This is a genomic window from Pseudomonas sp. sp1636 (genome assembly GCF_030376615.1).
Classification (GTDB): Bacteria; Pseudomonadota; Gammaproteobacteria; order Pseudomonadales; family Pseudomonadaceae; genus Aquipseudomonas.
In genome coordinates, this window is sequence record NZ_JARRAB010000006.1 from 60,711 (window position 1) to 87,595 (window position 26,885).

The 26,885-nt window shown below is 64.4% G+C and carries 24 protein-coding genes; 13 read left to right on the forward strand and 11 right to left on the reverse strand.

Features of this window, described 5'->3' with window-relative positions:
• Positions 1–137 precede the first annotated feature (137 nt).
• The 7 genes from P8H27_RS07985 to P8H27_RS08015 form a co-directional block, all read right to left on the reverse strand.
• Entirely contained in the window at positions 138–2,171 is a 2,034-nt protein-coding gene (locus P8H27_RS07985) for an ASKHA domain-containing protein (RefSeq protein ID WP_289636598.1), read from the reverse strand.
• An 87-nt stretch (positions 2,172–2,258) separates the two neighbouring features.
• Positions 2,259–3,170: a dihydropteroate synthase gene (locus P8H27_RS07990; RefSeq protein WP_289636600.1), complete on the reverse strand. Its 912-nt coding sequence runs from the start codon at positions 3,168–3,170 to the stop codon at positions 2,259–2,261.
• Positions 3,171–3,227: 57 nt separating this feature from the next.
• The gene (locus tag P8H27_RS07995) at positions 3,228–4,289 is read right to left on the reverse strand and encodes a methylenetetrahydrofolate reductase (RefSeq protein WP_289636601.1); all 1,062 of its coding nucleotides are present in this window, start codon (positions 4,287–4,289) and stop codon (positions 3,228–3,230) included.
• On the reverse strand, positions 4,286–4,753 hold the full coding sequence (locus P8H27_RS08000) for a methylenetetrahydrofolate reductase C-terminal domain-containing protein (RefSeq protein ID WP_289636602.1): 468 nt from the start codon (positions 4,751–4,753) through the stop codon (positions 4,286–4,288). Before P8H27_RS08000 ends, P8H27_RS07995 begins: the two co-directional genes overlap by 4 nt.
• Before the next feature lie 76 nt (positions 4,754–4,829).
• Positions 4,830–5,141 (reverse strand): virulence factor, encoded by a 312-nt coding sequence (locus P8H27_RS08005; protein WP_289636604.1) that lies wholly within the window; start codon positions 5,139–5,141, stop codon positions 4,830–4,832.
• Complete coding sequence (locus tag P8H27_RS08010) at positions 5,129–5,737, reverse strand: DUF1638 domain-containing protein (RefSeq protein ID WP_289636605.1); 609 nt, start codon at positions 5,735–5,737, stop codon at positions 5,129–5,131. Before P8H27_RS08010 ends, P8H27_RS08005 begins: the two co-directional genes overlap by 13 nt.
• 17 nt (positions 5,738–5,754) lie before the next feature.
• The gene (locus tag P8H27_RS08015) at positions 5,755–6,453 is read right to left on the reverse strand and encodes a B12-binding domain-containing protein (RefSeq protein WP_289636607.1); all 699 of its coding nucleotides are present in this window, start codon (positions 6,451–6,453) and stop codon (positions 5,755–5,757) included.
• 377 nt (positions 6,454–6,830) lie between these two features.
• Between P8H27_RS08015 and purU the strand changes: the two genes are divergently transcribed.
• The 4 genes from purU to P8H27_RS08035 all read left to right on the forward strand — a co-directional run bounded on the left by purU (position 6,831) and on the right by P8H27_RS08035 (position 11,221).
• On the forward strand, positions 6,831–7,706 hold the full coding sequence (purU, locus tag P8H27_RS08020) for a formyltetrahydrofolate deformylase (RefSeq protein WP_289636822.1): 876 nt from the start codon (positions 6,831–6,833) through the stop codon (positions 7,704–7,706).
• 71 nt (positions 7,707–7,777) lie between these two features.
• Positions 7,778–8,695 carry a bifunctional methylenetetrahydrofolate dehydrogenase/methenyltetrahydrofolate cyclohydrolase FolD gene (gene folD, locus P8H27_RS08025; RefSeq protein ID WP_289636609.1) on the forward strand — a complete coding sequence of 306 codons (918 nt, stop codon included), beginning with the start codon at positions 7,778–7,780 and terminating at the stop codon, positions 8,693–8,695.
• An 82-nt stretch (positions 8,696–8,777) separates the two neighbouring features.
• Complete coding sequence (locus tag P8H27_RS08030) at positions 8,778–10,334, forward strand: trimethylamine methyltransferase family protein (RefSeq protein ID WP_289636610.1); 1,557 nt, start codon at positions 8,778–8,780, stop codon at positions 10,332–10,334.
• 140 nt (positions 10,335–10,474) lie between these two features.
• Positions 10,475–11,221 carry a class I SAM-dependent methyltransferase gene (locus tag P8H27_RS08035; RefSeq protein WP_289636611.1) on the forward strand — a complete coding sequence of 249 codons (747 nt, stop codon included), beginning with the start codon at positions 10,475–10,477 and terminating at the stop codon, positions 11,219–11,221.
• A gap of 52 nt (positions 11,222–11,273) precedes the next feature.
• Here P8H27_RS08035 and P8H27_RS08040 read toward each other — a convergent pair whose 3' ends face one another.
• Positions 11,274–12,374 carry a GlxA family transcriptional regulator gene (locus P8H27_RS08040; protein WP_289636612.1) on the reverse strand — a complete coding sequence of 367 codons (1,101 nt, stop codon included), beginning with the start codon at positions 12,372–12,374 and terminating at the stop codon, positions 11,274–11,276.
• A 491-nt stretch (positions 12,375–12,865) separates the two neighbouring features.
• Complete coding sequence (locus tag P8H27_RS08045) at positions 12,866–14,245, reverse strand: L-serine ammonia-lyase (protein ID WP_289636614.1); 1,380 nt, start codon at positions 14,243–14,245, stop codon at positions 12,866–12,868.
• Positions 14,246–14,592: 347 nt separating this feature from the next.
• Here P8H27_RS08045 and choX point away from each other — a divergent pair, with 347 nt between their 5' ends.
• From choX to P8H27_RS08070, 5 genes are all read left to right on the forward strand, one after another.
• Positions 14,593–15,531 carry a choline ABC transporter substrate-binding protein gene (gene choX / locus P8H27_RS08050; protein ID WP_289636615.1) on the forward strand — a complete coding sequence of 313 codons (939 nt, stop codon included), beginning with the start codon at positions 14,593–14,595 and terminating at the stop codon, positions 15,529–15,531.
• Positions 15,532–16,191: 660 nt separating this feature from the next.
• Positions 16,192–17,388 (forward strand): glycine betaine/L-proline ABC transporter ATP-binding protein, encoded by a 1,197-nt coding sequence (locus P8H27_RS08055; RefSeq protein ID WP_289636616.1) that lies wholly within the window; start codon positions 16,192–16,194, stop codon positions 17,386–17,388.
• A 1-nt stretch (position 17,389) separates the two neighbouring features.
• On the forward strand, positions 17,390–18,271 hold the full coding sequence (locus P8H27_RS08060; RefSeq protein WP_289636617.1) for a proline/glycine betaine ABC transporter permease: 882 nt from the start codon (positions 17,390–17,392) through the stop codon (positions 18,269–18,271).
• 36 nt (positions 18,272–18,307) lie between these two features.
• Entirely contained in the window at positions 18,308–19,252 is a 945-nt protein-coding gene (locus P8H27_RS08065; protein ID WP_289636618.1) for a choline ABC transporter substrate-binding protein, read from the forward strand.
• A 144-nt stretch (positions 19,253–19,396) separates the two neighbouring features.
• Positions 19,397–20,254, forward strand: a complete 858-nt coding sequence (locus P8H27_RS08070; protein ID WP_289636620.1) for a glycine betaine ABC transporter substrate-binding protein — start codon at positions 19,397–19,399, stop codon at positions 20,252–20,254.
• A gap of 98 nt (positions 20,255–20,352) precedes the next feature.
• On the opposite strand, the gene P8H27_RS08075 is transcribed toward P8H27_RS08070, so the two are convergent.
• A complete protein-coding gene (locus P8H27_RS08075; protein WP_289636621.1) occupies positions 20,353–20,583 on the reverse strand; it encodes a hypothetical protein in 231 nt (76 codons plus the stop codon).
• Positions 20,584–20,696: 113 nt separating this feature from the next.
• On the opposite strand from P8H27_RS08075, the gene P8H27_RS08080 reads away from it, so the two are divergent.
• Positions 20,697–22,358, forward strand: a complete 1,662-nt coding sequence (locus P8H27_RS08080) for a SulP family inorganic anion transporter (RefSeq protein ID WP_289636622.1) — start codon at positions 20,697–20,699, stop codon at positions 22,356–22,358.
• Between the two features lie 30 nt (positions 22,359–22,388).
• Here the strand turns inward: P8H27_RS08080 and P8H27_RS08085 are convergent, their stop codons facing one another.
• Positions 22,389–22,577, reverse strand: a complete 189-nt coding sequence (locus P8H27_RS08085) for a CopG family transcriptional regulator (protein ID WP_289636623.1) — start codon at positions 22,575–22,577, stop codon at positions 22,389–22,391.
• Positions 22,578–22,787: 210 nt separating this feature from the next.
• On the opposite strand from P8H27_RS08085, the gene betI reads away from it, so the two are divergent.
• From betI to betA, 3 genes are all read left to right on the forward strand, one after another.
• Entirely contained in the window at positions 22,788–23,378 is a 591-nt protein-coding gene (betI, locus tag P8H27_RS08090; protein ID WP_289636624.1) for a transcriptional regulator BetI, read from the forward strand.
• A 286-nt stretch (positions 23,379–23,664) separates the two neighbouring features.
• Complete coding sequence (gene betB, locus P8H27_RS08095; protein ID WP_289636625.1) at positions 23,665–25,137, forward strand: betaine-aldehyde dehydrogenase; 1,473 nt, start codon at positions 23,665–23,667, stop codon at positions 25,135–25,137.
• 37 nt (positions 25,138–25,174) lie between these two features.
• The gene (betA, locus tag P8H27_RS08100; RefSeq protein WP_289636626.1) at positions 25,175–26,860 is read left to right on the forward strand and encodes a choline dehydrogenase; all 1,686 of its coding nucleotides are present in this window, start codon (positions 25,175–25,177) and stop codon (positions 26,858–26,860) included.
• The last annotated feature ends 25 nt before the right edge of the window (positions 26,861–26,885 follow it).

The window sequence follows — 26,885 nt, forward strand, 5'->3', positions numbered from 1 at the left end:
CTGCACGACCTCAACCTGGCCGCGCGCTGATGCGACCAGATCCTCCTGCGCTACCCCGGCGGCGAGGCCTGCCGGGGGTCAGCGCCTGCTGACCGGCGAAATCGACGGCCGACCGGCGTTCATTCCGGCGCGCTGAGTCAGCTCGGTTGGCGCTGCGGACGCTGGCGCCGTCCCGTGCCGCGGTTGAGGCTGTTCTGGCTCGGCTGCGGCGGCGGCAACCTCACCTCGCGCTGCAAGCGGGGAAAGTCATCGCTCTTGTGCGGAATCGCCATGGCCTCGATGAAGTGCTCCTGAAAGCGCGGCTCGACGGCGGTTTCCACCTTCTCCACGCGGCGCACCACCTCCTCGATGTCCTTGCGCGACTTGCGACTGAGCAGGGCGATGCGCGCTCCGGTGCCGGCGGCGTTGCCGGCCGAGGTGACGTGCGCCAGGTCGCAGTCCGGGATCAAGCCGAGAATCATCGCGTACTTGACGTCGATATGCGCGCCGAACGCCCCGGCCAGGCGGATGCGCTCGACGTGATCGGCGCCGAATTGCTCCATCAACAACTTGATCCCGGCATAGAGCGCGGCCTTGGCCAGTTGGATGGCACGGATGTCGTTCTGGGTGATGCGCAGGCTGCGGCTGGCGTCCTGATACAGCACATAGGCGAAGGTTCGGCCGTCGGCCACCACTCGCGGGCAGCGCTCGGCCAGGGCGCCGTTGACCACGCCCTCGTGGTTGATCACGCCGGCCAGGAACAGCTCGACAATCACCTCGATGATGCCCGAACCACAGACCCCGGTGACGCCATGCGCGGCGACCGCCTCGCTGAAATCGGGCTCGCTCGACCAGAGTTCGCAGCCGATCACCTTGAAGCGCGGCTCGAGGGTCTCGGGGTCGATGCGCACGCGCTCGATGGCGCCCGGTGCGGCGCGCTGGCCGCAGCTGATCTGCGCGCCCTCGAAGGCCGGCCCGGTCGGGCTGGAGGCGGCCAGCAGGCGTTCGCGATTGCCTAGGACGATCTCGGCGTTGGTGCCGACGTCCACCAGCAGCATCAGTTCTTCACTCAGGTAGGGCGTTTCGGAGAGGATCACCGCGGCGGCGTCGGCGCCGACATGCCCGGCGATGCACGGCAGCCCGTAGACCCGCGCGTTGGGGTGGATGCGCAGGTCGATCTCGGTGGCCCAGAGGCCGTCGATGGCTTCGTCGGAAGCCAGGGCGAAGGGCGCGCCGCCCAGTTCGACCGGATTGATGCCGAACACCAGGTTGTGCATGATCGGGTTGCCGACCAGGGTCGCCTCGAGGATCGTCTGCAAACCGATCCCCGCCTCCTGCGCCAGCTCCTCGGCCAGATGGTTGAGCGCCTCGCGCACGGCGAGGGTCATCTCCACCTCGCCGCCCGGGTTCATCATGATGTAGGAGACCCGGCTCATCAGATCCTCGCCGAAGCGGATCTGCGGGTTCATCCGCCCGGCACTGGCCACCACCTCGCCGCTCTGCAGGTCGCACAGATGGGCGGCGATGGTGGTCGAACCGACGTCCACCGCCATGCCGTAGACCTTCTCGTGCAGGCCGGGCCAGACGGCGATGATCCGCTCGTCGTTGTACACCGCCACCGTGACCTGCCACTGGCCCTGGCGCAGGGCCTGCTGCAGGTGCTGGACCACGCGGATATCGCTTTCCAGGTGGGCCAGGTGCCATTGGTAGTTGAGGGCATCCTTGAGCCGCCGCAGATCGGAGGCCGGCACGTGCATGTCCGGCTGTTGCACCTCGACGAAGTACAGGCGAACGACCGGATCCAGCTCGATATTGATCACTTCCGCGCGCTTGCGCACGACCTGGCGGTGCACCTGGCTGGAGGACGGCACATCGATCACCGCATCGCCCAGCAACTGGGTCGAGCAGCTCAGCCGGCGACCCGGATTGAGCGGGCCGCGGCGCAATTCCCAGGCGTACTCGGTGGCGCTCTTGCCGCTCAGGTGGCTGGCGGCGGACTCGACTCCGTGCTTGGCGAAGCTGCCCTCGCACAGGTCGACCTGGCAGCGTCCGCAGAGGCCGCGGCCGCCGCACACCGAGTCGATGTCGACCCCCAGCGCCCGGGCGGCTTCCAGCACCGGGGTGCCCAGGGGAAAGCGGCCGCGGCGACCGGATGGGGTGAATACGACGAGTGCATCCTCAGGTTCGGACACGGCGGTTCCTCGATTATTCTGGCGCAGACGAAAAAGAGCCCCGGGTCGAGGCTCTTGGCTGATTCGACGCAGTGGCGCTGGCGCGCCTCAGGAGGCGCTGCGCCGACGGGTCTCGCGCCGGCCGCGGGCTTCAGTGCCATCGGCGGAAGCCGCCGGCGCCTCGCGGAATTTCTTGATCCAGCGCATGCAGTCCGGGTCATGCCCCATCATCACGTCGGCGCCCATGATCGCGGCCATGATCTCGCCGTGCAGCGGGTTGGTGATCGCCGAGGTCATGCCCGAGGCGATGGCCATGCTCATGAACGCCGCATTGACGCCGTTGCGGTTGGGCAGGCCGAAGCTGACGTTGGACGCGCCGCAGGTGGTGTTGACCTTCAGTTCGCGCTGCAGCCGATGGCACAGCGCGAAGACCTGGCGACCGGCGCTGCCCACCGCGCCGATGGGCATCACCAGCGGGTCGACCACCACGTCGCAGGCGGGGATGCCGTGGTCGGCGGCGCGCTCGACGATCTTCTTGGCGATGGCGAAGCGCACGTCGGGGTCGTGGGAGATGCCGGTTTCGTCGTTGCTGATGGCGACCACGGCGGCGCCGTATTTCTTCACCAGCGGCAACACCCGCTCCAGGCTTTCGTCCTCGCCGGTCACCGAGTTGACCAGGGGCTTGCCCTGGTACACCGCCAGACCCGCTTCCAGGGCGGCGATGATCGAGGAGTCGATGCACAGCGGCACGTCGGTCAGCGACTGCACCAACTGGATGGTCTTGGCCAGGATCGCCGGTTCGTCGGCCAGCGGAATGCCGGCGTTGACGTCGAGCATGTGCGCGCCGGCCGCCAACTGCGCCTCGACGTCGAGGATCACCCGGGAGAAGTCGCCGGCGGCCATTTCGGCGGCGAGCAGCTTGCGCCCGGTGGGGTTGATGCGCTCGCCGATGACCACGAAGGGACGTTCGAAGCCGAGCACTACTTCCCGCCGGTGTGAGCTGATGATGGTATCTGTCATGACACTTCCTCGAATTATGGGTTGGGGGGTCGGTGACCCGGAATCAGGTGCAGCGAACTACGGGTGTACGGCTTCCGCCTGCGGGATCGCCCGCGGCGATTGCGGATTGAGTTGGGCGGGGTCGTCGCGGCCCGGGTACCAGGGCACGCGGCCCTCGAGCACACCGGTGGCCTGGATGATTTCCGCGACGGATTCCTCCTGCCGGTAGGCCATGATGTGTGCGCCGCTGACGCCCTTGATCTCGCGGATCTGCTGCAGCAGGTCCATGCACAGGCGCTTGCCCTCCTCCTTCTGTTTAGTGGCGCCCTGCAGGCGCTTGATCACCGCATCCGGAATGTGCACGCCCGGTACGTTCTCGCGGATCCACAGGGCGCTCTTGGCCGAGGCCAGCGGGCCGACGCCGACCAGGATATAAACCCGGTTCGGCCCTTCCAGCAGGCCGAGATCGCCGACCTTGGCCATGAACTGCTTGAGCAGGTCGATATCGAAGCAGTACTGGGTCTGGATGAACTGCGCGCCGGCCGCCACCTTCTTCGCCAGGCGGTGCGGGCGCCAGTCATAGGGCGGCACGAAGGGGTTCTCGGCGGCGCCGAGGAACACCCGCGGCGGCGTGACTATCTTGCGTCCGCTCTGGAAACGGCAGTCGTCGCGCATGCCGCGGGCGATTTCCAGCAGCGACATCGAGTCCAGGTCGAACACCGGCTTGGCCTGCGGGTGATCGCCGGCCTGCACGCCGTCGCCGGTCAGGCAGAGGATGTTGGCGGCGCCCATCGCGGCGCCGCCGAGGATCTCGCCCTGGATGGCGATACGGTTACGGTCGCGGCAGGAGATCTGCATGATGGTGGCGTAGCCGACCCGGGTCAGCAGCGAGCAGACGCCGACGCTGGACATGTGGCAGTTGGCCCCCGAACCGTCGGTGGCGTTGATGGCGTCGACGTAGCCGTCGAAGATCGCCGCACGCTTGAGCACCTCGCCCGGATCGGCGGAGTCCGGCGGGTCGATTTCCGAGGTGATGGCGAATTTGCCGGCACGCAGTACCCGCTCCAGTCGGCCGGGCGACACGTGGCCCGGCAGGATCGGCAGGGAATAGCCGGGAACCGGCTCGTCGTCGAATTTCATTGCGCCCGCTCCTCATTTTTCTGTGCTTGTTGACGCACCACACTCAGCCAGGAAGACGTGCCCTTGAGGCGGAAATCGACCGGCTTCTGCAGCACCTGGATGCGCTCGCCCGCCTGCATGTTGCGGCTGCCGGCCCAGGCCTCGACCCAGACGCATTTCATCTCCGGCTTCACTTCGCAGTGGCCGTTGCTGCGCACTCCGCCGCAGGGGCCGTTACGCAAGTTCTTCGGACAGTTCATCGGGCACGACATGCCGGTCGAGCTCAACACGCACTGGCCGCACATCTGGCAGTCGAACAGCAAGCCCTTGACGCGCTTCTCGACGGCCCGCATGGGCGCCTCGACCCGGGCATAACCCAGCCGCCGCCATAGCGGGTGCAGCTTCACCAGAATCGGCTCGAAGTTGCGGTAGAGGGTTTCAAACACTCTTGAGTGGCGAACCACCCAACGACGAACCTTGTACATGGGATCTATCCTGGCCCGTGGCCGGGCAATGTGATGATGCGTGGTGGTGGGATGACGTGCCTGGCAACGGCGCCCTTCAGTCATCCGCCTGGGCACTCAGGCCCTTATTCCTGATCAGCCGATCCAGGTCGTCATCGCTGAAGCAGTGTTCTATCCGGGCCGCTTCGGCCTCGGCGGCGGCCTGCAGATCGTCGCCGCAGGCGACCGGTTCGGAGCGCTTCCAGTCGGCCAGATAGGCATCCGAACCGCCCTTGCCGGCGCGCATGGCCGCCCGGTCGACGGCCTCCTGAAAACGCTGGGACAGCTGCAACCGGGCACTCTCGCGGCCCTGCTTGACGATGACCTGCGCCGGGATGTCGCGCCAGGAGACGATGATCAGTTTGGCCATGCCCGTTCCCCGTCGATGAAGCGCAGCAGTTCGCTTTGCAGGCCGCCATAGCCGCAAAAGCGTTGTTCGAAGGCCAGGCCGAGGCGTGCCGCGGCGTGCCGGGCGCGCTCCAGCAGCAGCGGGTCTTCGCGCTGCGCCAGGTAAACCAGGCGCCGGTAGTTGCCGAAGTACAGCGCCGCCAGTTGCGGGTGTCGGTCGAGGCCCAGTTCGCTCACGACCAGCCGCTCAAAATGCCGCGCCAGAAAATCGGTCAGGTAAAACGTCCCGGGCTCGGCCTCGGCCAGCTCGGCGAACAGCTGCGCGCCGGCATAGAACTCGTAGCAATGCGCGCCGGCCAATCGCTGCACGCCATAGGCCTCGAGCACCTGGTCGAGCCGGCCGCCGGTGCCGCAGTCGGCATAGGCGACGAACACCCGCTCGCGCGTCCGGTCGACCTGCTCGAGCTTGCGCCGCACGGCCTCGGGGATGCGCTCGGGATGGTTGTGCAGCTCCGCGGGCAGACACTCCACCCGCACCTGCGCCCAGGCATTGGCCCTGGCCAGGGCCGTGATCTCCCGGGCCAGCGCGCCGCAGGCGATGATCAGCATGGGTTGCATGGCCGCCGGCTCCCGACTCAGGCCGCGCGACGGCGAGCGATCAGCTCTTTGGCCATGTCCACGGCGACCCCGGCATCGCGGCAATAGACATCGGCGCCGACCGCCTTGCCGAACTCCTCGTTGAGCGGCGCGCCGCCGACCATCACGATGTAGTCGTCGCGCATGCCTTTTTCCACCAGGGTGTCGATCACCACCTTCATGTAGGACATGGTGGTGGTCAGCAACGCCGACAGGCCGAGGATGTCCGGTTTGTGTTTTTCCAGTGCCGCAATATATTCCTCGACCGGAATGTTGATGCCGATGTCGATGACCTCGAAGCCGGCGCCTTCCATCATCATGCACACCAGGTTCTTGCCGATGTCGTGGATGTCGCCCTTGACCGTGCCGATCACGATCTTGCCGACCGATTCGGCGCCGGCCTGGCTGAGCAGCGGGCGCAGCACTTCCATGCCGCCCTTCATGGCATTGGCCGCCATCAGCACTTCCGGCACGAACAGGATGCCGTCGCGGAAGTCGACGCCGACGATGCCCATGCCGCCGACCAGCGCCTCGTCCAGCACCTTGCTGGCGCTCCAGCCGCGCGCCAGGAGGATCTCGGTGCTTTCCACCACCTCCTCGCGCAGGCCGTTATAGAGGTCGTCATGCACCTGCTCGACGAGCTCGTCGTCGGGCAGGTCGTTGAGGTCGAAATCATCTTCATTGAACTGTTCGGTCATGGCGGTTGACTCCCCGAAAACACGACATCTGAGTGGCGCCTGGCGGCGCTGTTGAGTTCGCAGATTAGGCACAGGCCGCCCTGCCAGTAACCACACAGACGACGCGGACATGTCGATGCGCGACCAAACCAACGAGGCGTCAAAAGAATTTTTACTTGCTCGGTAAAATATTGATCTAGATCAATTTTTTCGAAAGCGACGGAATTTTCGCGGTGTCGTCCGAACGATGCCGGATGTCGCCCAAGGATAAGTGACCGCGGGTTACGCGAGTACATTTCGAGCAGTCCGAATCATGCGTCGCCCCGGTCACCCAACGCGTCGCCACGTCCGAACGCCTAACAAGAACGTCTAGTTGCCCGGAGATCGAAATGCCCACAATGTCTGCCACGACCGAAGGAAAGAACATCTATGTGCTGAAGGCCAGCTGCCCTGGCGCCATCGGCACAATCTCCAGAATCTCCACCTTTCTCGCGCAAAACCGCTGTTACATCATGGAGATGGCCCAGTTCGACCAGATCTCCAGCGGCAACTTCTATGTCCGCGCGGTGTTCTCCACGACTCCCGGCGAAACCCCGCCCTTCCAGGTGCTGCAGGAGACCTTTGCCGCGGTGGCCGAGGTCGACGGCCTGGAGTGGCAGATGCATGACACCCTGACCCCGCCCAAGGTGCTGATCGCGGTCTCCAAGTTCGACCACTGCCTGGACGACCTGCTGTATCGCCAGCGCACCGGCGAGATCAAGATGGAGGTTGCGGCCATCGTCTCCAACCATCCGGATCTCAAGCCCCTGGCCGACTGGCACGGGATTCCCTTCTACCACCTGCCGGTGACCCCGGAGAACAAGGCCGAGCAAGAGGCACGGCTGCTGGAGATCGTCGACGAGAGCGGCGCCGAGCTGGTGGTGCTGGCGCGCTACATGCAGATCCTTTCCGAGGATCTGTGCGACAAGCTGTGCGGCCGGGCGATCAATATCCACCACTCGTTCCTGCCCGGCTTCAAGGGTGCCAAGCCTTATCACCAGGCCTATGCCCGCGGGGTCAAGCTGATCGGCGCGACCGCCCACTACGTGACCTCCGATCTCGACGAGGGTCCGATCATCGAGCAGATCGTCGAGCGCGTGGATCACACCTACAACGCCGAGCAGCTCGCCGCCGTCGGTCGCGATGCGGAAAACATGGCGTTGTCCCGCGCGGTGCGCTTCCATCTGGAGCACCGGGTCTTCACCAACGGCAATACCACCGTGGTGTTCCGCTGAGCCGACGCCAGCCGCCGCCCCCATGCTCGGCCGCAGGCCGGGTGCATGCCGACCAACACAGGATTTCCCCCATGGCACACATCATCGATGGCAAGGCGTATGCGGCCCGCCTGCGCGAAGAAATCGGCCGCCAGGTACGCAAGCTGCGCGAGCATGATCTGGTGACCCCCGGCCTGGCCGTGATCCTGGTCGGCGAAGACCCGGCCAGCCAGATCTACGTGCGCAACAAGGCCAACCAGGCCCGCGAGGCCGAGATGGCATCCTTCGAGTACCGCCTGGCGTACAGCGTGCCGCAGGCGCAGTTGCTCGAGCTGATCGAGCGCCTGAATCAGGATCCGGCGGTGCATGGCATTCTGGTGCAGCTGCCGCTGCCGCCGCAGGTGGACGCCGAGCGGGTGATCAACGCGATCCGCCCGGACAAGGACATCGACGGTTTTCATCCGCTCAACGTCGGCGCGCTGGCCACCGGCGGCCAGGGCATAGTGCCCTGCACGCCACTGGGCTGTCTGATGCTGCTCAAGCACCACCTGGGCGACATGAGCGGCCTGCATGCCCTGGTGCTGGGGCGCTCGAACATCGTCGGCAAGCCCATGGCCAGCCTGCTGCTCAACGAGCACTGCACGGTGACCATCGCCCACTCGCGCAGCCGCGATCTGCAAGCCGAGTGCCGGCGCGCGGACATCCTGGTGGCCGCGGTCGGGCGAGCGCGACTGGTTCCCGGAGACTGGCTGAAACCCGGGGCGACCGTCATCGACGTCGGCATCAATCGCATCGAAGAGGACGGCCAGGCGCGCCTGGTCGGCGACGTGGATTTCGCCAGCGCCAGCACGGTCGCCGGCGCCATCACCCCGGTTCCCGGCGGCGTCGGTCCGATGACCATCGCCTGCCTGCTGCTCAACACCCTGGAGGCGACCTGTCGCCAACACGGGATTGTCTTTCCCGCCGGCATCATGCAATCCGCCTGGGGTAACGAAGCATGTCTCGACTAACCCAACCGCTGCACTGCACCGCCATACCGCGGCGTCCCGGTGACGCCACCATGATCGACCACCACCGAGGGAGTACCCCAGCATGAGCTCAACCCCCACACGCCGACGCTCGGGTGGCAGTGACGCACGCCGCGCCAGCCGCGCGGACGCCCAGTCCTCGCAGCCTGCCTACAGCACACGCAACATTCCGTATTACGAGGTGCTCGGCGATGAAGGCCTGGCCATCATCGAGGCCAACGCCGACACCATCCTCGAGGAAATCGGCATCGATTTTCGCGATGACCCCGAGGCGTTGCAGATCTGGCGCGACGCCGGCGCCGATGTCCAGGGCGAGCGGGTGCGCATGCCGCGCGGCATGTGCCGCAAGCTGATCCAGGACAATGCCCCACGCGAGTTCACCCAGCATGCGCGCAACCCGGCGCGCAGCGTACGCATCGGCGGCGCCAACACCGTGTTCGTGCCCGCCTACGGCTGCCCCTTCGTCCATGACATCGACCGCGGACGGCGCTACGGAACCATCGAGGACTTCCGCAACTTCGTCAAACTGGCCTACCTGTCGCCGAGCATTCACCACTCCGGCGGCACCATTTGCGAACCGGTCGACCTGCCGGTGAACAAGCGCCACCTGGACATGATCTACAGCCACATGAAGTACTCCGACAAGTGCTTCATGGGCTCGGTCACCCACCCGGAACGCGCTCAGGACACGGTCGAAATGGCCAAGATCCTGTTCGGCGACGCCTGGCTCGACCCGGACACCGGCAAACCCAAGACCTGCGTGGTCAACCTGATCAACGCCAACTCGCCGATGACCTTCGACGACACCATGCTCGGCGCCGCCAAGGTCTATGCCCGCGCCAACCAGGCCTGCATCGTCACCCCGTTCATCCTGGCCGGCGCCATGTCGCCGGTGACCATCGCCGGCACTGCCGCCCAGACCCTGGCCGAGGCCATGGCCGGGATGGCGTTCGTGCAACTGGTCAACCCGGGCGCGCCCGTGGTGTTCGGCAGCTTCGCCAGCTCCATGTCCATGCAGTCCGGCGCGCCGACCTTCGGCACCCCGGAACCGGCGCTGGTGCTCTACGTGATGGCCAACCTGGCCCGACGCCTGGGGGTGCCGTTCCGTTCCGGCGGCTCCTTTACCGCGTCTAAGGTGCCCGATGCCCAGGCCGCCAGCGAGAGCGCCAACACCCTGTTGCCGACCACCCTGGGCGGGGTCAACTTCGCCCTGCACACCGCCGGCTGGCTGGAGGGGGGGCTGGCCATGGGTTACGAGAAGTTCATCATGGATGCCGACCAGGCCGGTATGATGCAGACCCTGCTCAAGGGCGTCGACCTGTCGGAGAACGGCCAGGCCATGGATGCGATTCGCGAAGTGGGCCCGGGCAAGCACTTCCTCGGCTGCAACCACACCCAGGCGAACTTCAAGACCGCCTTCTACCTGTCGCCGATCACCGACAACAACAGCTTCGAGCAATGGGATGCCGACGGCCGGCTGGACATGGCCCAGCGCGCCAATGCGCGCTGGAAGAAGCTGCTGGCCGAGTACCAGGCACCGGAGCTGGATCCGGCCATCGACGCGGCCTTGCTGGCCTACATCGAGCAGCGTAAAGCGAGCATGCCCGACTCGAGCGTGTGATGCATCGAGCGCCGTCGCCAGACCACCGTCAGGCGGTCCAGCGGCGGCGCTCGCTATTTTCACCCGGCTCGCGGGGCACGGCCGGAATCGTCGCCAACCCAATTCGCGGCCCGGATCGGCCGCACCCGCAAGGAATACCTATGCCCACCGCCTACGATGATATTTCTCTCGCCTACCAAGTCGTGCATGGCGAACTGACGGTGAAGAAACACGCCGAGGAGTTCACCTACCTCAATCTGCTCGGCGATGTGCAGGGCAAAACGGTGTTGGATCTGGCCTGCGGCGAAGGGCGTTTCAGCCGAACGATAAAACGCCAAGGCGCACGCCAGGTCGTCGGCGTGGACATCTCGGCGGGCATGATCGAACTGGCTCGACAGGCGGAAAAGCAACGGCCTCTGGGGATCAGCTATATCCACAGCGATGTGGCCGCCCTCGGCACCATTGGCAGCTTCGACATGGTGAGTGCGGCGTTTCTGTTCAACTACGCCGCGTCTAAGGAGGCGCTGCTGGCGCTCTGCCGCACGGCCTACAACAACCTCAAAGCGGGTGGGCAACTGGTCGCCAGCATCAATGCGACCCCCTTGTTCCCGCCGCGGAATGACCAGGCCACGCGCAAGTATGGCTACCTGGTGCACAGCCCCTCGCCGCTGCACGAAGGCGACGCCGTGGAATACGCGTTCTTCACCGGCAGCCACGCAATCCGCCTGTTCAATGTCCACTGGAGCCGCGCAACCTACGAGTGGGCCTTGCGCGAGGCCGGCTTCGGCGCCTGCCGTTGGCAATCGCCCACGGTTTCGCAACAAGGCCTGGAACAACATGGCGATGAATTCTGGCGCGACTTCCTGCGCGAACCGAATTTCATCTGCCTGGGAGCCTGTCGGACTTAACGTGGTTCTACTGCGAAAAAGTCCGACCGGCGCTTAGCCGCACGCGGGCCTGTTAGAGCCGCACGCTGGCGAAGGTCGACTCGCCTTGGGCGCGGGTCAGCGCGGCCAGGGCCGAGGTCGAGGACGGCCGCAGCAGGTCTTCCGGCAACGGCACCAAAGCCCTCATGCTCACCAGGTTCTGCCCGCTACGCTCGTCGCGCGGCGGAATGCCGAAGTATTCGCGGTAGCACTTGGAGAAGTGCGGGGTGGAGACGAAACCGCACACCGAGGCCACCTCGATGATCGACATCGAGGTCTGCTTGAGCAACTGGCGGGCGCGGATCAGGCGCAGCTTGAGGTAATAGCGCGACGGCGAGCAGTGCAGGTATTTCTGGAACAGGCGCTCGAGCTGGCGACGCGAGACATCGACGTAGCTGGCCAGGCCATCGAGGTCGATCGGCTCCTCCAGGTTGGCCTCCATCAACACGACTATTTCCTGCAGTTTCGGCTGGTTGGTGCCGAGCATGTGCTTGAGCGGCACGCGCTGGTGATCCTGCTCGTTGCGAATGCGCTCGTAGATGAACATGTCGGAGATCGCCGCCGCCAATTCGCGGCCATGCTCGCGGCCGATCAGGTGCAGCATCATGTCCATCGGCGCGGTACCGCCGGAGCTGGTGTAACGGTTGCGATCGATGGAAAACAGACGGGTGGTGATGGCCGCACGGGGGAAGGCTTCCTGCATCGCCGCGAGAACTTCCCAGTGCACGCTGCATTCGTAACCGTCGAGCAGGCCGGCCTTGGCCAGGGCCCAGCCGCCGGTGCACACCGAGCCCATCAGGCGGCCATGGCGCGCCTGGCTCTGCAGCCAGTGCAGGTGCTCGCGGGTGACGCTGTGCTGGATATCCACGCCGCCGCAGACGACCACCGAGTTCAGCATCGGGGCGTTGTCCAGGCCGGCGTCCGGGGTGATCTGCAGACCATCGCTGGCGCTTACCGGGCAACCGTTCTGGGTCAAGGTGTACCAACGATACAGCTCCTTGCCGGAGAGCTGATTGGCCATGCGCAGGGGCTCCACCGCCGAGGCCAGGGAAATCAGGGTGAAGTTGTCCAGCAGCAGAAAGCCGATGGCCTGGGGAGGGTTGTGGGGCTGCGCCCCTTGGCTGAACTGTGACATTGATAAGACCCTCGCGCAAAGCTAAACACGGTGTTGAGCCCGCATCACGGCGGGGCTCTATTTTTTGTGATTCTGGTAGGCCACAACCCCAGATCGGCGTGGATAACAACGCAAAGGTCATGCCTAAATTGATTACTTGTTCAACAAACCTGACGGGGTGCAGACACCCCCCCAACCGCAAGGCTTTGCCAGGAGCGACAAAACATTCCGTTTACGACCACAAGCCCCGGCATACGGGAGCTTGAGCATTTCGGTAGCACCCTCCGAGCAGGCCAATGCCAGCGTCGTTACGAAAGGCCATGGTGGCAGTAACGGACAGGGTAACTGCACCTGACCGGACGGTCACCAGGGTCGCCCGAGCGGCGCGCTCGGCGCTGCAGCAATAGTTGCCAGGAACCCTTAGCAACCGGCACCAAAATGAGCCGCTGGCGAGCGTCAGCAAGCGCACTGACGCCTCACAACCGGCTCAAAAAGACGCCACGCTGGCGCCTTCAGCATTCGATGGCACTCACGGCCAGGCCGCCGCGCGAGGTTTCCTTGTACTTGTCGTGCATGTCGGCGCCGGTGTCGCGCATGGTGCGGATCACCCGGTCGAGCGAGATGAAGTGCTGGCCGTCGCCGCGCAGGGCCATCTGCGCGGCGTTGATCGCCTTCACCGCGGCGATCGCGTTGCGCTCGATACAGGGCACCTGTACCAGCCCGCCGACCGGATCGCAGGTCAGCCCGAGGTTGTGCTCCAGGCCGATCTCGGCGGCGTTTTCCAGCTGCTCCGGGGTAGCCCCGAGGATCTCCGCCAGGCCGGCGGCGGCCATCGCGCAGGCCGAACCGACCTCGCCCTGGCAGCCGACTTCGGCACCGGAGATCGAGGCGTTCTTCTTGCACAGGATGCCCACCGCGGCGGCGGCCAGCAGGTAGTCGACCACGTCGGCTTCGCTGACGGCCGGGCTGAAGCGCACGTAGTAGTGCAGTACCGCCGGAATGATCCCGGCCGCGCCGTTGGTCGGCGCGGTCACCATGCGCCCGCCGGCGGCATTTTCCTCGTTGACCGCCAGGGCGAACAGGTTGACCCACTCCATGCCGCTGAGGGTCGAGCCGATCACGTTGGGCTTGCTCATTTCCTGCAGGCTGCGGTGCAGCTTGGCCGCGCGGCGCTTGACGTTGAGCCCGCCGGGCAGGATGCCCTCGTGCTTGAGGCCCTGCTCGACGCAGTCGCGCATGGCCTGCCACAGGCGCATCAGGCCGCTACGGATCTGCGCCTCGCTGCGCCAGGCCTTCTCGTTGGCCATCATCAATTCGGACACGCGCAGGCCGTGCGCCTTGCACAGGCGCAACAGCTCCTCGGCGCTGGAGAAGTCGTAGGGCAGCGCGGTGTGATCCTGGTCCAGTTGGCCGCTGGCGGCCTGCTCGGCGTCGATCACGAAGCCGCCGCCGACCGAATAATAGGTGTCGCCGTGCAGCACGCCGCCGTCGACCGCGAAGGCCGTCAGGGTCATGGCATTGGGGTGGTAAGGCAGGTTTTCGTCGAGCAGCCGCATGTCGCGCGCCCAGTCGAAAACCACCGGCACATCGCCGTCGAGCAGCAATTGGCCGCTCTCGAGCAGCGCCGCGATGCGCGGCTCGATCTGCGCCGGGTCGATCTGATCCGGCCAGTCGCCCATCAGGCCCATGATCACCGCACGGTCGCTGCCGTGACCGACGCCGGTGGCCGCCAACGAGCCATACAGGCGTACTTCCACGCGCTGCACCCGCTCCAGCATGCGCCGTTCGCGCAGCGCGCCGAGAAACAGCGCGGCGGCGCGCATGGGGCCGACGGTATGCGAGCTGGAAGGCCCGATACCGATCTTGAACAAGTCGAACACACTGATAGCCACAACTAATCTCCCGGTCGCATTCCAGCTTTGCGGCCATCATCGGGATTTGCGCGAACCGCAGACGTCCCACACCGACGCGTTCATGTCCAAAGCCGTCAGCATGACTCGCGCGGAGCCGAATTATGCGGGGCCGCATTCGCCAGGCTCGCCAGTGATCTGGCGCACAGTTTCAGGGCGCCGCATTGCCGTATGCGACAGCAGCATCCCACCTGCGACCTGGCACATAGGCAGCCATCCGGCTCTGGCGTAATGATCCAGCCGCCCATGCACCGGCCAGCCGCCGCCCGTCTCGCCAGGGCATGCTCAGGAACCCCGAGGGATCCCTCACCCGGCTATTGGAGATGCCCATGAAATTGCCCGCGCACTGCCTGCTGACGCTCGCGTTGAGCACCCCGTTACTGGCCCACGCCGCCGAACCCGCGACCTGCGATCTGGTGCGCTTCGCCGACGTCGGCTGGACCGACATCACCGTCACCACCGCCGTCACCCGTCTGCTGCTGAATGACCTGGGCTACCGCACCCAGGTCAAGCGCCTGTCGGTACCAGACACCTACAAGGCCCTGCAGGACAACAAAATCGATGTGTTCCTCGGCACCTGGATGCCGACCTCGGAGGCTCACATCAGGCCTTACCTGGACAGCGGGGCGGTGGAAACCGTAATCGCCAACCTGGAAGGCGCCAAATACACCCTCGCGGTGAACCAGGCCGCGTACGACGGCGGCCTGAAGAACTTCGCCGATATCGCGCGTTACAAGACGGAACTTGACGGCAAACTCTATGGCATAGAACCCGGCAACGACGGCAACAAACTGATCCGCAAGATGATCGACAGCAATGCCTTCGGCTTGGCCGGTTTCAGCCTGGTGGAGTCCAGCGAATCGGGCATGCTCGCCCAGGTCAAACGCGCCGAGCACCTCAAACAGTGGGTGGTGTTTCTCGGCTGGGAGCCGCACCCGATGAACAATCAAGTACAGATGCACTACCTGGGAGGCGGCGACGATTTCTTCGGCCCCAACTTCGGCGGTGCCACCGTCTATACCAGCGTGCGCAAAGGCTATACCGAGCAGTGCCCGAACCTCGGCCGGTTGCTGCAAAACCTGCGCTTCAGCCTGCAGATGGAAAACCACCTGATGGAGGCCATCCTCAACCAGAGCACCAACCGCCGGCGCGAAGCCAAGGCCTGGCTGCAGGCCAATCCGCAGACGGTCAAACAATGGCTGCGGGGCGTCACTCGGCGCGACGGCAGCGCGGCAGATTTGCCATCGGACAGCAAAAAAATGCCCTGAACTAGATTTTTTTTCATTCCGGCGCAGCCCCCGGCATACGCTGGCTACACTCATGTCAATAGCTGAAAACCACGGCTGGCGCGGGTTTCAGCCTTGGCCAAGGGCTAAAAAACTCTGTTATGGTTTTTATAGGTCGGCCATGTCGCCGCCCAATACGTCAGAGTCGCAAACCGACAATTGCCGCGATTCGAAGACTATATTGTTGAGCCAGCCGATTTCGTCGCTGTGGACTCTTAACAGGGTCGACAGACCAGAGTTCCCACACTCTGGACCGAATATTAGATAGCGCTGGCCATCTCAAGTGGGTGCCAGCCCAACAAGAAATTTCGGATGTACGCGCAGCTCAGGAAGGGCTGTTAAATCCCAACGGATTGGCCTTCGTTACTCTGCCAGAGGGTTTGGAAAGCAGTTTGCGACACGGCACAGCAAAGTTCATTCATCGGCATGACCAAGTAACGCCCCTGACCTCTCGAGCTCATGGTGCGCCACTTAGTGTGCGCCTGAATGCGCAGCAGCTGGCCGCGCCCCAGAACGCTGTCCAAAACTTGGAACCACCCACACTCACACAGGCAAGAACAGTCGACATCACCAGGAGAGCGCGATCGCCGCGCGCCAGGTTCCGTGTAACTGATCTGGATGTCTACTGAAGGGGAACCTCCCATGAAAGCCGGAAAAATCGTGGTCGAAAATCTGTATAAGGTTTTTGGCAACAAGCCTCAAGAAGCCATCGCCCAGAGCAAGCAAGGTTGGAGCAAGGATAAAGTCCTCGCCGAAACCGGCGCGGTGATTGGTGTAAGCGACGTGTCGTTCAGTGTCGAAGAGGGCGAAATCTTCGTCCTCATGGGCCTTTCCGGCTCAGGCAAATCGACCCTGATTCGTTTGATCAACCGACTGATAGAGCCCTCCGGCGGCAATGTGTTCATCGACGGCCATAACGTCGCCAAGATGAGCAGCAAGGAACTCATCGACCTGCGTCGCCGCGACATGAGCATGGTCTTCCAGTCCTTCGCCCTGATGCCTTCGCGCACCGTGCTGGACAATGCCGCCTTCGGCCTGGAAGTGGCAGGCATAGGCCGCAAGGAGCGGGAGAAGCGCGCCATGGAGGTGCTCAAGGAGGTCGGCCTGGAAACCTTCGCGCAGATGCACCCCCATGAACTTTCCGGCGGCATGCAGCAGCGCGTCGGCCTGGCCCGCGCCTTGGCCGTCGACCCCTCGATGATGATCATGGACGAGGCGTTTTCCGCCCTCGATCCGCTCAAGCGCCGCGAAATGCAGGACTTGCTGCTCGAGCTGCAGAAGACCCACCGCCGCACCATCATCTTCGTCTCCCACGACATTGAGGAGGCCATGCGCATCGGCAACCGCATCGCCATCATGGAAGGCGGCAAGCTGGTGCAGGTCGGCACTCCGCAAGAGCTGGTCGACAATCCGGCCAATGACTACGTGCGCAACTTCTTCGACACCGTCGACACCAACCGCTACCTCACCGCCGGCCAGCTGATGGCCAACAGCGTGCCGATCTTCGTGCACAACGGAGTGGCCCCGGACGCCCAGATGGTCTCGCAAAAACTGCAGGAACTGGACAAGCACTACGCCTTCATTGTCGATGAGAACAACCGCTTCTACGGTTCGATCAGCCTGGAGAAGATCGCCCTGCTGGTCGAAGGAGGTCAGTCCTGCAGACTCGACCAAAACGTGGTGAAGCAGATCACCCCGGTGCCGGAAGATATGCCCCTGGATAAGGTGATCGAGCGCCTGGTAATCAATGAAGGGCCAATCCCGGTTGTCGGCGGCAATGGCCAATACTCTGGCGCCATTAGCAAGGGTCGCCTGCTGACCCGCATGCAGGGAGAATGACATGAGTGACAAGAAGCTCGACCTGGGCAGCTGGGTCAACGACGGCGTGCAGCACCTGCTGGACAACTACAGCAACGGTTTCGACAGCATCGGCAGCGTGGTCAGTACGTTTTCCGAAGGCATCGAGGCCATCCTCATGCTGCCTCCCGCGTGGCTGCTGATCGCCATCTTCGTCGGCCTCGGCCTCTGGCGTATCGGTGCGCGCTTCGCCGCCTTTACCGCCGTGTCCTTTATTCTGATCGTCCTCACCGGTTTCTGGGAACAGACCGTGGTGACCCTCGGCCTGACCTTCTCCGCGACGCTGATCAGCCTCTTGTGGGGCATCCCCCTGGGCATCTGGGCGGCCAAGAGCGAGCGCGTGGCGACCATCATCCGCCCCATTCTCGACTTCATGCAGACCATGCCGGCGTTCGTCTATCTGATTCCGGCCGCCATGCTGTTCGGCCTCGGCCGGGTGCCGGGGATCATCGCCACGGTAATTTTCGCCATGCCACCGGCGGTGCGCCTGACCAACCTGGGCATTCGCCAGGTCAACAAGGAAATCATCGAAGCCGGCCAATCCTTCGGCTGCAGCAAGGCCCAACTGCTGCTCAAGGTGCAGCTGCCCAGCGCCATGCCGTCGATCATGGCCGGGGTCAACCAGACCATCATGATGGCCCTGTCGATGGTGATCATTGCCTCGATGGTCGGCGCCGGCGGCCTGGGTAACGACGTACTCGCGAGCATCCAGCGTCTGGATATCGGTCTAGGCTTCGAAAGCGGCATGGCCGTGGTGCTGCTGGCGATCATCCTCGACCGCATTACCGAAAGCTTCGGCACCAAACAAAGCGAGAAACGCAGCACCCTGATTAGCTGGGTGAGCGCGAAATTGCAGCGCCAGTAAGACCTTCACCTTATCCATTCACACAGGGAGTCATACATGAACAAGTTGAAAACTATTGCTGGAGTTGGCCTGCTGTCCTGCACCCTGCTGCAAAGCGCCTGGGCCCAGGAGCCGGAAAGCTGCAAACAGGTGCGCTTCGCCGAGATCGGCTGGGCCGACATCGCCGCCACCACCGGCGTGGCCATGACCCTGAGCGAAGGCTTGGGCTACCAGACGCGCAAGATCATGGCCTCGGTACCGATTGCCTTCACCGGGGTGCAAAAGGGCCAGATCGATGTATTTCTCGGCTACTGGGCACCCTCGATGGACGCGGTGATCGAACCCTTCACCAAGAATGGCGGCGTCAAAGTGCTGCCGACCGCCAACCTGGAGGGTGCCAAGTACACCCTCGCCGTGCCGACCTATCTGGCTGAGGCTGGCCTGAAAAGCTTCCAGGACATCGCCAAGTTCAAGAAAGAACTCGACGGCAAGATCTACGGCATCGAGCCCGGTAACGACGGCAACCTGCTGATCGAAAACATGATCAAGAGCGACCAGTTCGGCATGGGCAGTTTCCGCATGGTCGAGTCCAGCGAAGCCGGCATGCTGGTGCAGGTGCAACGCGCGGTGAAGAAGCAGAAGCCGGTGGTGTTCCTCGGCTGGGCACCGCACCCGATGAACACCCAGTTCGACCTCACCTACCTGTCGGGCGGCGATGACGTGTTCGGTCCGGATTACGGCGCGGCCAAGGTCTACACCGTGGTCACGCCGGATTACGAAGCGCGCTGCCCCAACGTCGGCAAGCTGCTGAACAATCTGCAATTCAGCGTCGAGATCGAAAGCCAGCTGATGGAAAAAGTGCTGGAGAAGGAAGACCCGGCCGAGGTGGCGAAGAATTGGATCAAGGCCAACCCGCAAGCCCTGGACAAGTGGCTGGCTGGCGTCACCACCTATGACGGCCAGGATGGCGCCGCCGCCGTGAAGAAATTCGTCGGCCTGTAAAAGCTCTGGCCCGCCTGGCGTTCGCGCCAGACGGGCAGGGACACATATACCTGGCATGGGCTAACCGGCCAGCGCAACACCCGCAATCAGCACGAGCCAGTAACACAGTTGAACTGCCACTCTCACTGATGGAGCACCAAATTTATGCGCAAACTATCCACCTTCTGCCTGAAAAGCCTGGGCGTCGCCGCACTCGCGCTGGGCATGACCACCGCCATGGCGGCGGACAAGCCTGCCCTGACCATCGGCTACGTCAACGGCTGGGACGACAGCGTCGCCGCCACCCATGTCGCCGGCGAAATCCTCACCAGCAAGCTCGGCTACCCGGTCAAATTGATGCCGGTCGAACCGGCCATCATGTGGCAGGGCGTGGCCCGCGGCGACCTCGACGTCACCCTCTCCGCCTGGCTGCCGGTCACCCACGGCGAGTACTACGCCAAGATGAAAGACAAGGTAGCGGTGCTCGGCACCAACTACGCAGGCGCCAAGATCGGCCTGGTGGTGCCGGATTACGTCGAGGCCAAGAGCATCGAAGACCTGAACAAGAGCAAAGCAGCCTACGACGGCAAGATCACCGGCATCGACGCCGGCGCCGGCGTGATGCGCCGCACCGAAGAAGCCATAGAGAAATACAAACTGGACTTCAAACTGATGCCGAGTTCCGGCCCGGCCATGGCCATCGCCCTGGCCCGCGCCGAGAAGAAGCAGGAAGCCATCGTGGTTCCCGGCTGGATTCCGCACTGGATGTTCGCCAAGTGGAAACTGCGCTTCCTCGAAGACCCGCAGAATGTCTTCGGCGAAGCCGAGCATATCGACACCGTGGCCAGCATGGGGATGGAAGCCAAGGCTCCGGAAGCCGCCGCTTTCCTGAAGAAATTCTCCTGGGGCCCAGAAGAAGTGGGCGCGGTGATGTTGGCCGTCAGCGAAGGCGCCAAGCCGGAACAGGCCGCCAAGGATTGGGTCGCCGCCAACCCCGAGCGCGTGGCGGGCTGGTTGAAGTAAGCCAGCGTCAGCAACACGAAAAAGCGGGCTACGGCCCGCTTTCTCGTTTCTGCCTGGCAGTGCGCTCTCACTGGGACAGCGTCTTGTTCAACAGACTGTTAGAGGTGGATCTCGGCGTTCTTGATCCCCAGCTCGCGCAACTCGTCGATCAAGTCATCCAGACGGACGAATGACTCGACTTCCTCGCCGTCATCGACCAGAAAATAACTTCTCCCCGCATCCTTCTTGAAAAACACGATCCATTCTTTGATATGGGTCGGGTTGGCGATCACATGGGTGTCAAAGCTGACGCCCTCGGCATGCTTGGTTTTAACGTCGTTACGGTTCATTTCGGTCACCCGCTTGGTGGTGCTCGCGCACAACTGTGCGCTCAGTGGCAAAGAGGCACTTTGTTATCACCACATGATAATATCATGCACATGTACTCGCCGAGGAGTTCACCATGATTGCGCTACATGAAGCGTGGAAAGCCGGTTTACTGGGGCGCCAACACTGGCTGAACAACCTGGTCTCCGGGGTGATCGTCGGAATAGTCGCATTGCCGCTGGCCATGGCCTTTGCGATGGCCTCGGGAGTCAAACCGGAGCAAGGCATCTACTCGGCGATCGTTGGCGGCGTGCTGGTATCCGTGTTTGGTGGCAGCCGCCTGCAAATCGCCGGGCCGACCGGCGCGTTCATCGTGATTCTGGCGAGCATCACCGCCGAGCACGGCATCGATGGCCTGCAGATCGCCACCATGATGGCCGGCGCCATGCTGCTGGCGCTCGGGATTACCCGGCTGGGAGCCGTGATCAAGTTCATTCCCGCCCCGGTGATCGTCGGCTTCACTGCCGGGATCGGGGTGATCATCTGGGTCGGCCAATGGCAGGACTTCTTCGGCTTGCCCAGGGTCGGCGGCGAGCATTTCCACGAAAAGGTCTGGCATTTGGTGCACCTGCTGCCGCAGCTGCACCCGGCCACCACCCTGCTGGCCATGCTCAGCCTGGCCCTGGTGCTGCTGTCGCCAAAGCTGCCGGGGCTCCAGCGCGTGCCTGGCCCATTGGTGGCGATGCTGGTGGTCACCCTGCTCCAGGCCCTGTTTCAGTTCGATGGGGTGGCCACCATCGGCAGCGCCTTTGGCGGCATTCCCCAGGGCCTGCCCGAGTTCGGCCTGCCGGCCGTTAGCCTGTCGCGGATCATCGAACTGATCGGCCCGGCCTTTGCGATTGCCATGCTGGGGGCGATCGAGTCGCTGTTGTCGGCGGTGGTGGCCGACGGCATGGCGGGCAGCAAGCATGACTCCAATCAGGAGCTGATCGGTCAGGGCATCGCCAACCTGGCCACGCCATTGTTCGGCGGCTTCGCCGTCACCGGCGCGATTGCGCGCACCGCAACCAATCTCCGTAACGGCGGCACCAGCCCACTGGCCGGCATCATGCACGCGATCACCTTGCTGCTGATCATCCTGTTCCTGGCCCCACTGGCCTCGGACATTCCACTGTGCGCGCTGGCGGCGATCCTGTTCGTGGTCGCCTACAACATGAGCGAACTGCGCCACTTCAAGCGCATGATCCTGCGGGCACCGCGGGCGGACGTGGCGATTCTGCTGATCACCTTCGGCCTCACGGTGTTCAGCGACCTGGTGATCGCCGTGAACATCGGGGTGATTCTGGCGATGCTGAATTTCATGCGGCGCATGGCCTCCTCGGTGGAGGTGCAGCAGGTCGTCGAACAGGAACTGGAAGCGGAGCTACGGGGTGGCGGCCATACCCGCCTGCCGCCTGGGGTGCTGGTGTACGTGATCGAGGGGCCGCTGTTCTTTGCCGCGGCCGAGACCTTCGAGCGCGCGCTGGCACAAACCCATACCGACCCACGGATGCTGGTGATTCGCCTGCACCGCGTGCCGTTCATGGATATCACCGGCCTGCAAACGCTGGAGGCCGTCATTCAGCAACTGCATAAGCGCAACATCGTGGTGAAACTCTGCGAGGCCAACCACAAGGTGCTGAGCAAGCTGGGCAAGGCGGGCATTCTGCAGGAGATCGGCAGCGCGCATTACCACCCCAACTTCGGCGCCGCGCTGAGCGCCGCCGAGGAGCGCGCGCACGTCCCGGAGCACAGCTGAGTCGTTCGCCGCGCTACCCGGCGCGGTGGCTCATGCCTTGGCGCCTGGGCCACGCTTGTTCTGGGTGGCGTAGGTAACGCCGTGGCTGTCGAGGTAATCGCGGATCAGTTGGCGCACGACTTGAGAAGGCGTCAGATCCTGCCCGGCGCACAGCTCCTCGAACGCCTTCTTCTTGACCGGATCAATCAGCACGGTGAGGCGCGCGGTCTTGCTTTCCATAAAATCGCCAATCGCTCAAGATTAATGTTAATCAAATTATAATGCTGCAGCCCTGTGCTGTCACGGCAGCGGCGGCTTGCCGGCCCGCCGAGCAGAAGCGGTATGCGCCGCCAGGGTCTGGATAAAACGGCATATTTGATTGATCGTCCAATAAAAACCGTCCTAGACTGCCGCCCGCCCAGGGATATTCCTCAAACCACGGAGATACCGATGCCCAAGGTCGGAATGCAACCGATCCGCCGCGCACAACTGATTGCGGCCACCCTCGAAGCCGTCGATCAGGTTGGCATGAGCGATGCCAGCATCGCCTATATCGCCCGCCTGGCGGGGGTGTCCAACGGCATCATCAGCCACTACTTCAAGGACAAGAACGGTCTGCTCGACGCCACCATGCGCCACCTGATGCTGGCCTTGAGCAATGCGGTGCGCAGCCGGCGCGCCGCGCTCGAGGACGACAGCCCACGGGCTCACCTGCGCGCGATGATCGCCGGCAACTTCGACGACAGCCAGGTCAACGGCCCGGCGATCAAGACCTGGCTGGCATTCTGGGCCAGCAGCATGCACCAGCCGGCCTTGCGCCGCTTGCAGCGGGTCAACGACCACCGTCTGGATTCCAACCTGTGCTGCCAGTTCCGCCGCCTCCTGCCCGTGGCGCAAGCCCGCGCCGCCTCGCGCGGCCTGGCCGCGCTGATCGACGGCCTGTGGCTACGCGGCGCGCTGTCCGGCGGCAACTTCGACACCCAGCAAGCTCTGCAGATCGCCTACGACTACCTCGACCAGCAGCTGGGCAAGGCTGGCTGAACGCAACGCGCGTCTATACATGGCGATGGGGCGATGCCGATCGCCGTGTAGGCCGCGAGGTCGTACCGCCCACAATTCCCTCTCGCCCGACCCTGGACACGCGGCCTGTCGCATCCAGACCGCCGCGAGTCGCTCTCGATTATTTTTGTTGTTTGATCGTTCAATAAAAATAACGTAGGCTGGCTTTCACCCTTCCGGCCTGGACATTGCCCGGCCGACCCAGCTGGCCGAGGCGCACCGCAGCCAGCCAGTCTTGCGAAGACCACAGACAAGAGAGGATTCCGCCTTGGCCCGATTCGACGAACAGAAGCTCTACATCGATGGTCGCTATGTCGATTCGACCAGCGGCGCCACCTTCGAAAGCATCGACCCGGCCACCGGCGAGGTGCTCGCCAACGTCCAGCGCGCCAGCCAGGCCGACGTCGAGCGCGCGGTGGCCAGCGCCGCCGCCGGGCAGAAAGTCTGGGCGGCGATGACCGCCATGCAGCGCTCGCGCATCCTGCGCCGCGCGGTAGAGATCCTGCGCGAACGCAACGACGAACTGGCCGAACTGGAAACCCTCGACACCGGCAAGCCGCTGTCGGAAACCCGCTACGTCGACATCGTCACCGGCGCCGACGTGCTCGAGTATTACGCCGGCCTGGTGCCCGCCATCGAGGGCCAGCAGATTCCGCTGCGCGACAGCAGTTTCGTCTACACCCGCCGCGAGCCACTCGGGGTGGTCGCCGGCATCGGCGCCTGGAACTACCCGATCCAGATCGCCCTGTGGAAATCCGCCCCGGCCCTGGCCGCCGGCAACGCGATGATCTTCAAGCCCAGCGAAGTCACCTCGCTGACCACCCTCAAACTGGCCGAGATCTACAGCCAAGCCGGCCTGCCCGATGGCGTGTTCAACGTGCTCACCGGCAGCGGCCGCGAGGTCGGCCAGTGGCTCACCGAGCACCCCGGCATCGAGAAGATTTCCTTCACCGGCGGCACCGTCACCGGCAAGAAGGTCATGGCCAGCGCCTCCAGCTCCTCGCTGAAGGAAGTGACCATGGAACTGGGCGGCAAGTCGCCGCTGATCATCTGCGAAGACGCCGACCTCGACCGCGCCGCCGACATCGCGGTGATGGCCAACTTCTACAGTTCCGGCCAGGTCTGCACCAACGGCACCCGCGTGTTCGTACCGCGCATGCTGCAGGCGCGCTTCGAGAGCAAGGTGCTGGAGCGGGTGGGGCGCATCCGCTTGGGCAACCCGCAGGACGCCAACGTCAACTTCGGCCCGCTGGTCAGCTTCGCCCATATGCAGAGCGTGCTCGACTACATCGAAACAGGCCGCCGCGAAGGCGCACGCCTGCTGATCGGCGGTGAGCGCATCACTGCCGGCGAATACGCCCAGGGCGCCTATGTCGCGCCGACCGTGTTCACCGACTGCAACGACGAGATGAGCATAGTGCGCGAAGAAATCTTCGGCCCGGTGATGAGCATCCTGGTCTACGACAGCGAAGACGAGGTGCTCCGCCGCGCCAACGCCACCGACTACGGCCTGGCCGCCGGCGTGGTGACCCGCGACCTGGCGCGCGCGCACCGGATGATCCACCGGTTGGAGGCCGGCATCTGCTGGATCAACACCTGGGGCGAGTCGCCCGCGCAAATGCCGGTGGGCGGTTACAAGCAGTCCGGCGTCGGCCGCGAAAACGGCCTGAGCACCCTGGAGCATTACACCCGAATCAAGTCGGTACAGGTGGAACTGGGCGACTACGCCTCGGTGTTTTGATCCACCACTCGCAGCCCCGTTATTACAGGTGACGTCCATGTCCCAAGAATTCGACTACATCATCATCGGCGCCGGCTCGGCCGGCAACGTGCTGGCCGCCCGCCTGAGCGAGGACGCCGAGGTCAGCGTGCTGCTGCTGGAAGCCGGCGGCCCGGATCACCGCCAGGATTTCCGCACCCAGATGCCCGCCGCCCTGGCCTTCCCGCTGCAGGGCCGGCGCTACAACTGGGCCTACGAGACCGAGCCGGAACCCTTTATGAACAACCGCCGCATGGAGTGCGGGCGCGGCAAGGGCCTGGGTGGCTCATCGCTGATCAACGGCATGTGCTACATCCGCGGCAACGCCCTCGACTACGACGGCTGGGCCAAGGAAAAAGGCCTGGAAGACTGGAGCTACCTCGACTGCCTGCCGTATTTCAGGAAAGCGGAGAGCCGCGACAGCGGCGCCAACGCCTACCACGGCGGCGACGGCCCGCTCAGCGTGGCCACGCCGAAGGCCGGCAACAACCCGCTGTTCCAGGCCATGATCGAAGCCGGCGTACAGGCCGGTTACCCGCGCACCGACGACCTCAACGGCTACCAGCAGGAAGGCTTCGGCCCGATGGATCGCACCGTGACCCCGCAGGGCCGCCGCGCCAGCACCGCGCGCGGCTATCTCGACCTGGCCAAGGGCCGGCCGAACCTGAGCATCGTCACCCATGCCCTGACCGAGCGCATCCTGTTCAGCGGCAAGCGCGCCATCGGCGTCGACTACCTGCACGGCGACAGCGACACCCCGACCACCGTCAGGGCGCGCCGCGAGGTGCTGCTGTGCAGCGGTGCCATTGCCTCGCCGCAGATCCTCCAGCGCTCCGGGGTCGGCCCGGCCGCGTTACTGCGCGACCTCGACATCCCCCTGGTGCACGAACTGCCCGGGGTCGGCGAGAACCTCCAGGATCACCTGGAGATGTACCTGCAATACGCCTGCAAGGAGCCGGTGTCGCTGTATCCGGCGCTGCAATGGTGGAACCAGCCGCCGATCGGCGCCAAATGGCTGCTCCTCGGCAAGGGCACCGGCGCCAGCAACCAGTTCGAGGCCGGTGGTTTCATCCGCACCAGCGCCGAGTTCGAGTGGCCGAACATCCAGTACCACTTCCTGCCGGTGGCGATCAATTACAACGGCAGCAACGCCGTCAAGGAACACGGTTTCCAGGCCCACGTCGGCTCCATGCGCTCGCCGAGCCGCGGCCGCGTCCAGGCCAAGTCGAAAGACCCGCGCCAACACCCGAGCATCCTGTTCAACTACATGTCCAGCCCGCAGGACTGGCAGGAGTTCCGCGACGGCATCCGCATCACCCGCGAGATCATGCGCCAGGCGGCGCTCGACCCCTTCCGCGGCCGCGAGCTCAGCCCCGGCCTGGACGTACAGAGCGACGCCGAGCTGGACGCCTTCGTCCGCGAGCATGCGGAAACCGCCTTCCACCCGTCCTGCTCGTGCAAGATGGGCTTCGATGAGATGGCGGTGGTCGACGGCCAGGGCCGCGTGCACGGCCTCGAAGGGCTGCGGGTGGTCGACGCCTCGATCATGCCGCTGATCACCACCGGCAACCTCAACGCGCCGACCATCATGATGGCCGAGAAGATCGCCGATAAAATCCGCGGCCGCGCCCCGCTGCCGCGCAGCACCGCGCCTTACTACGTGGCGGGCGGCGCGGCGCTGCGCAACACCCCGCAACGCAGCTAGCAGGCCGCACGGCGCACCCGAGCAG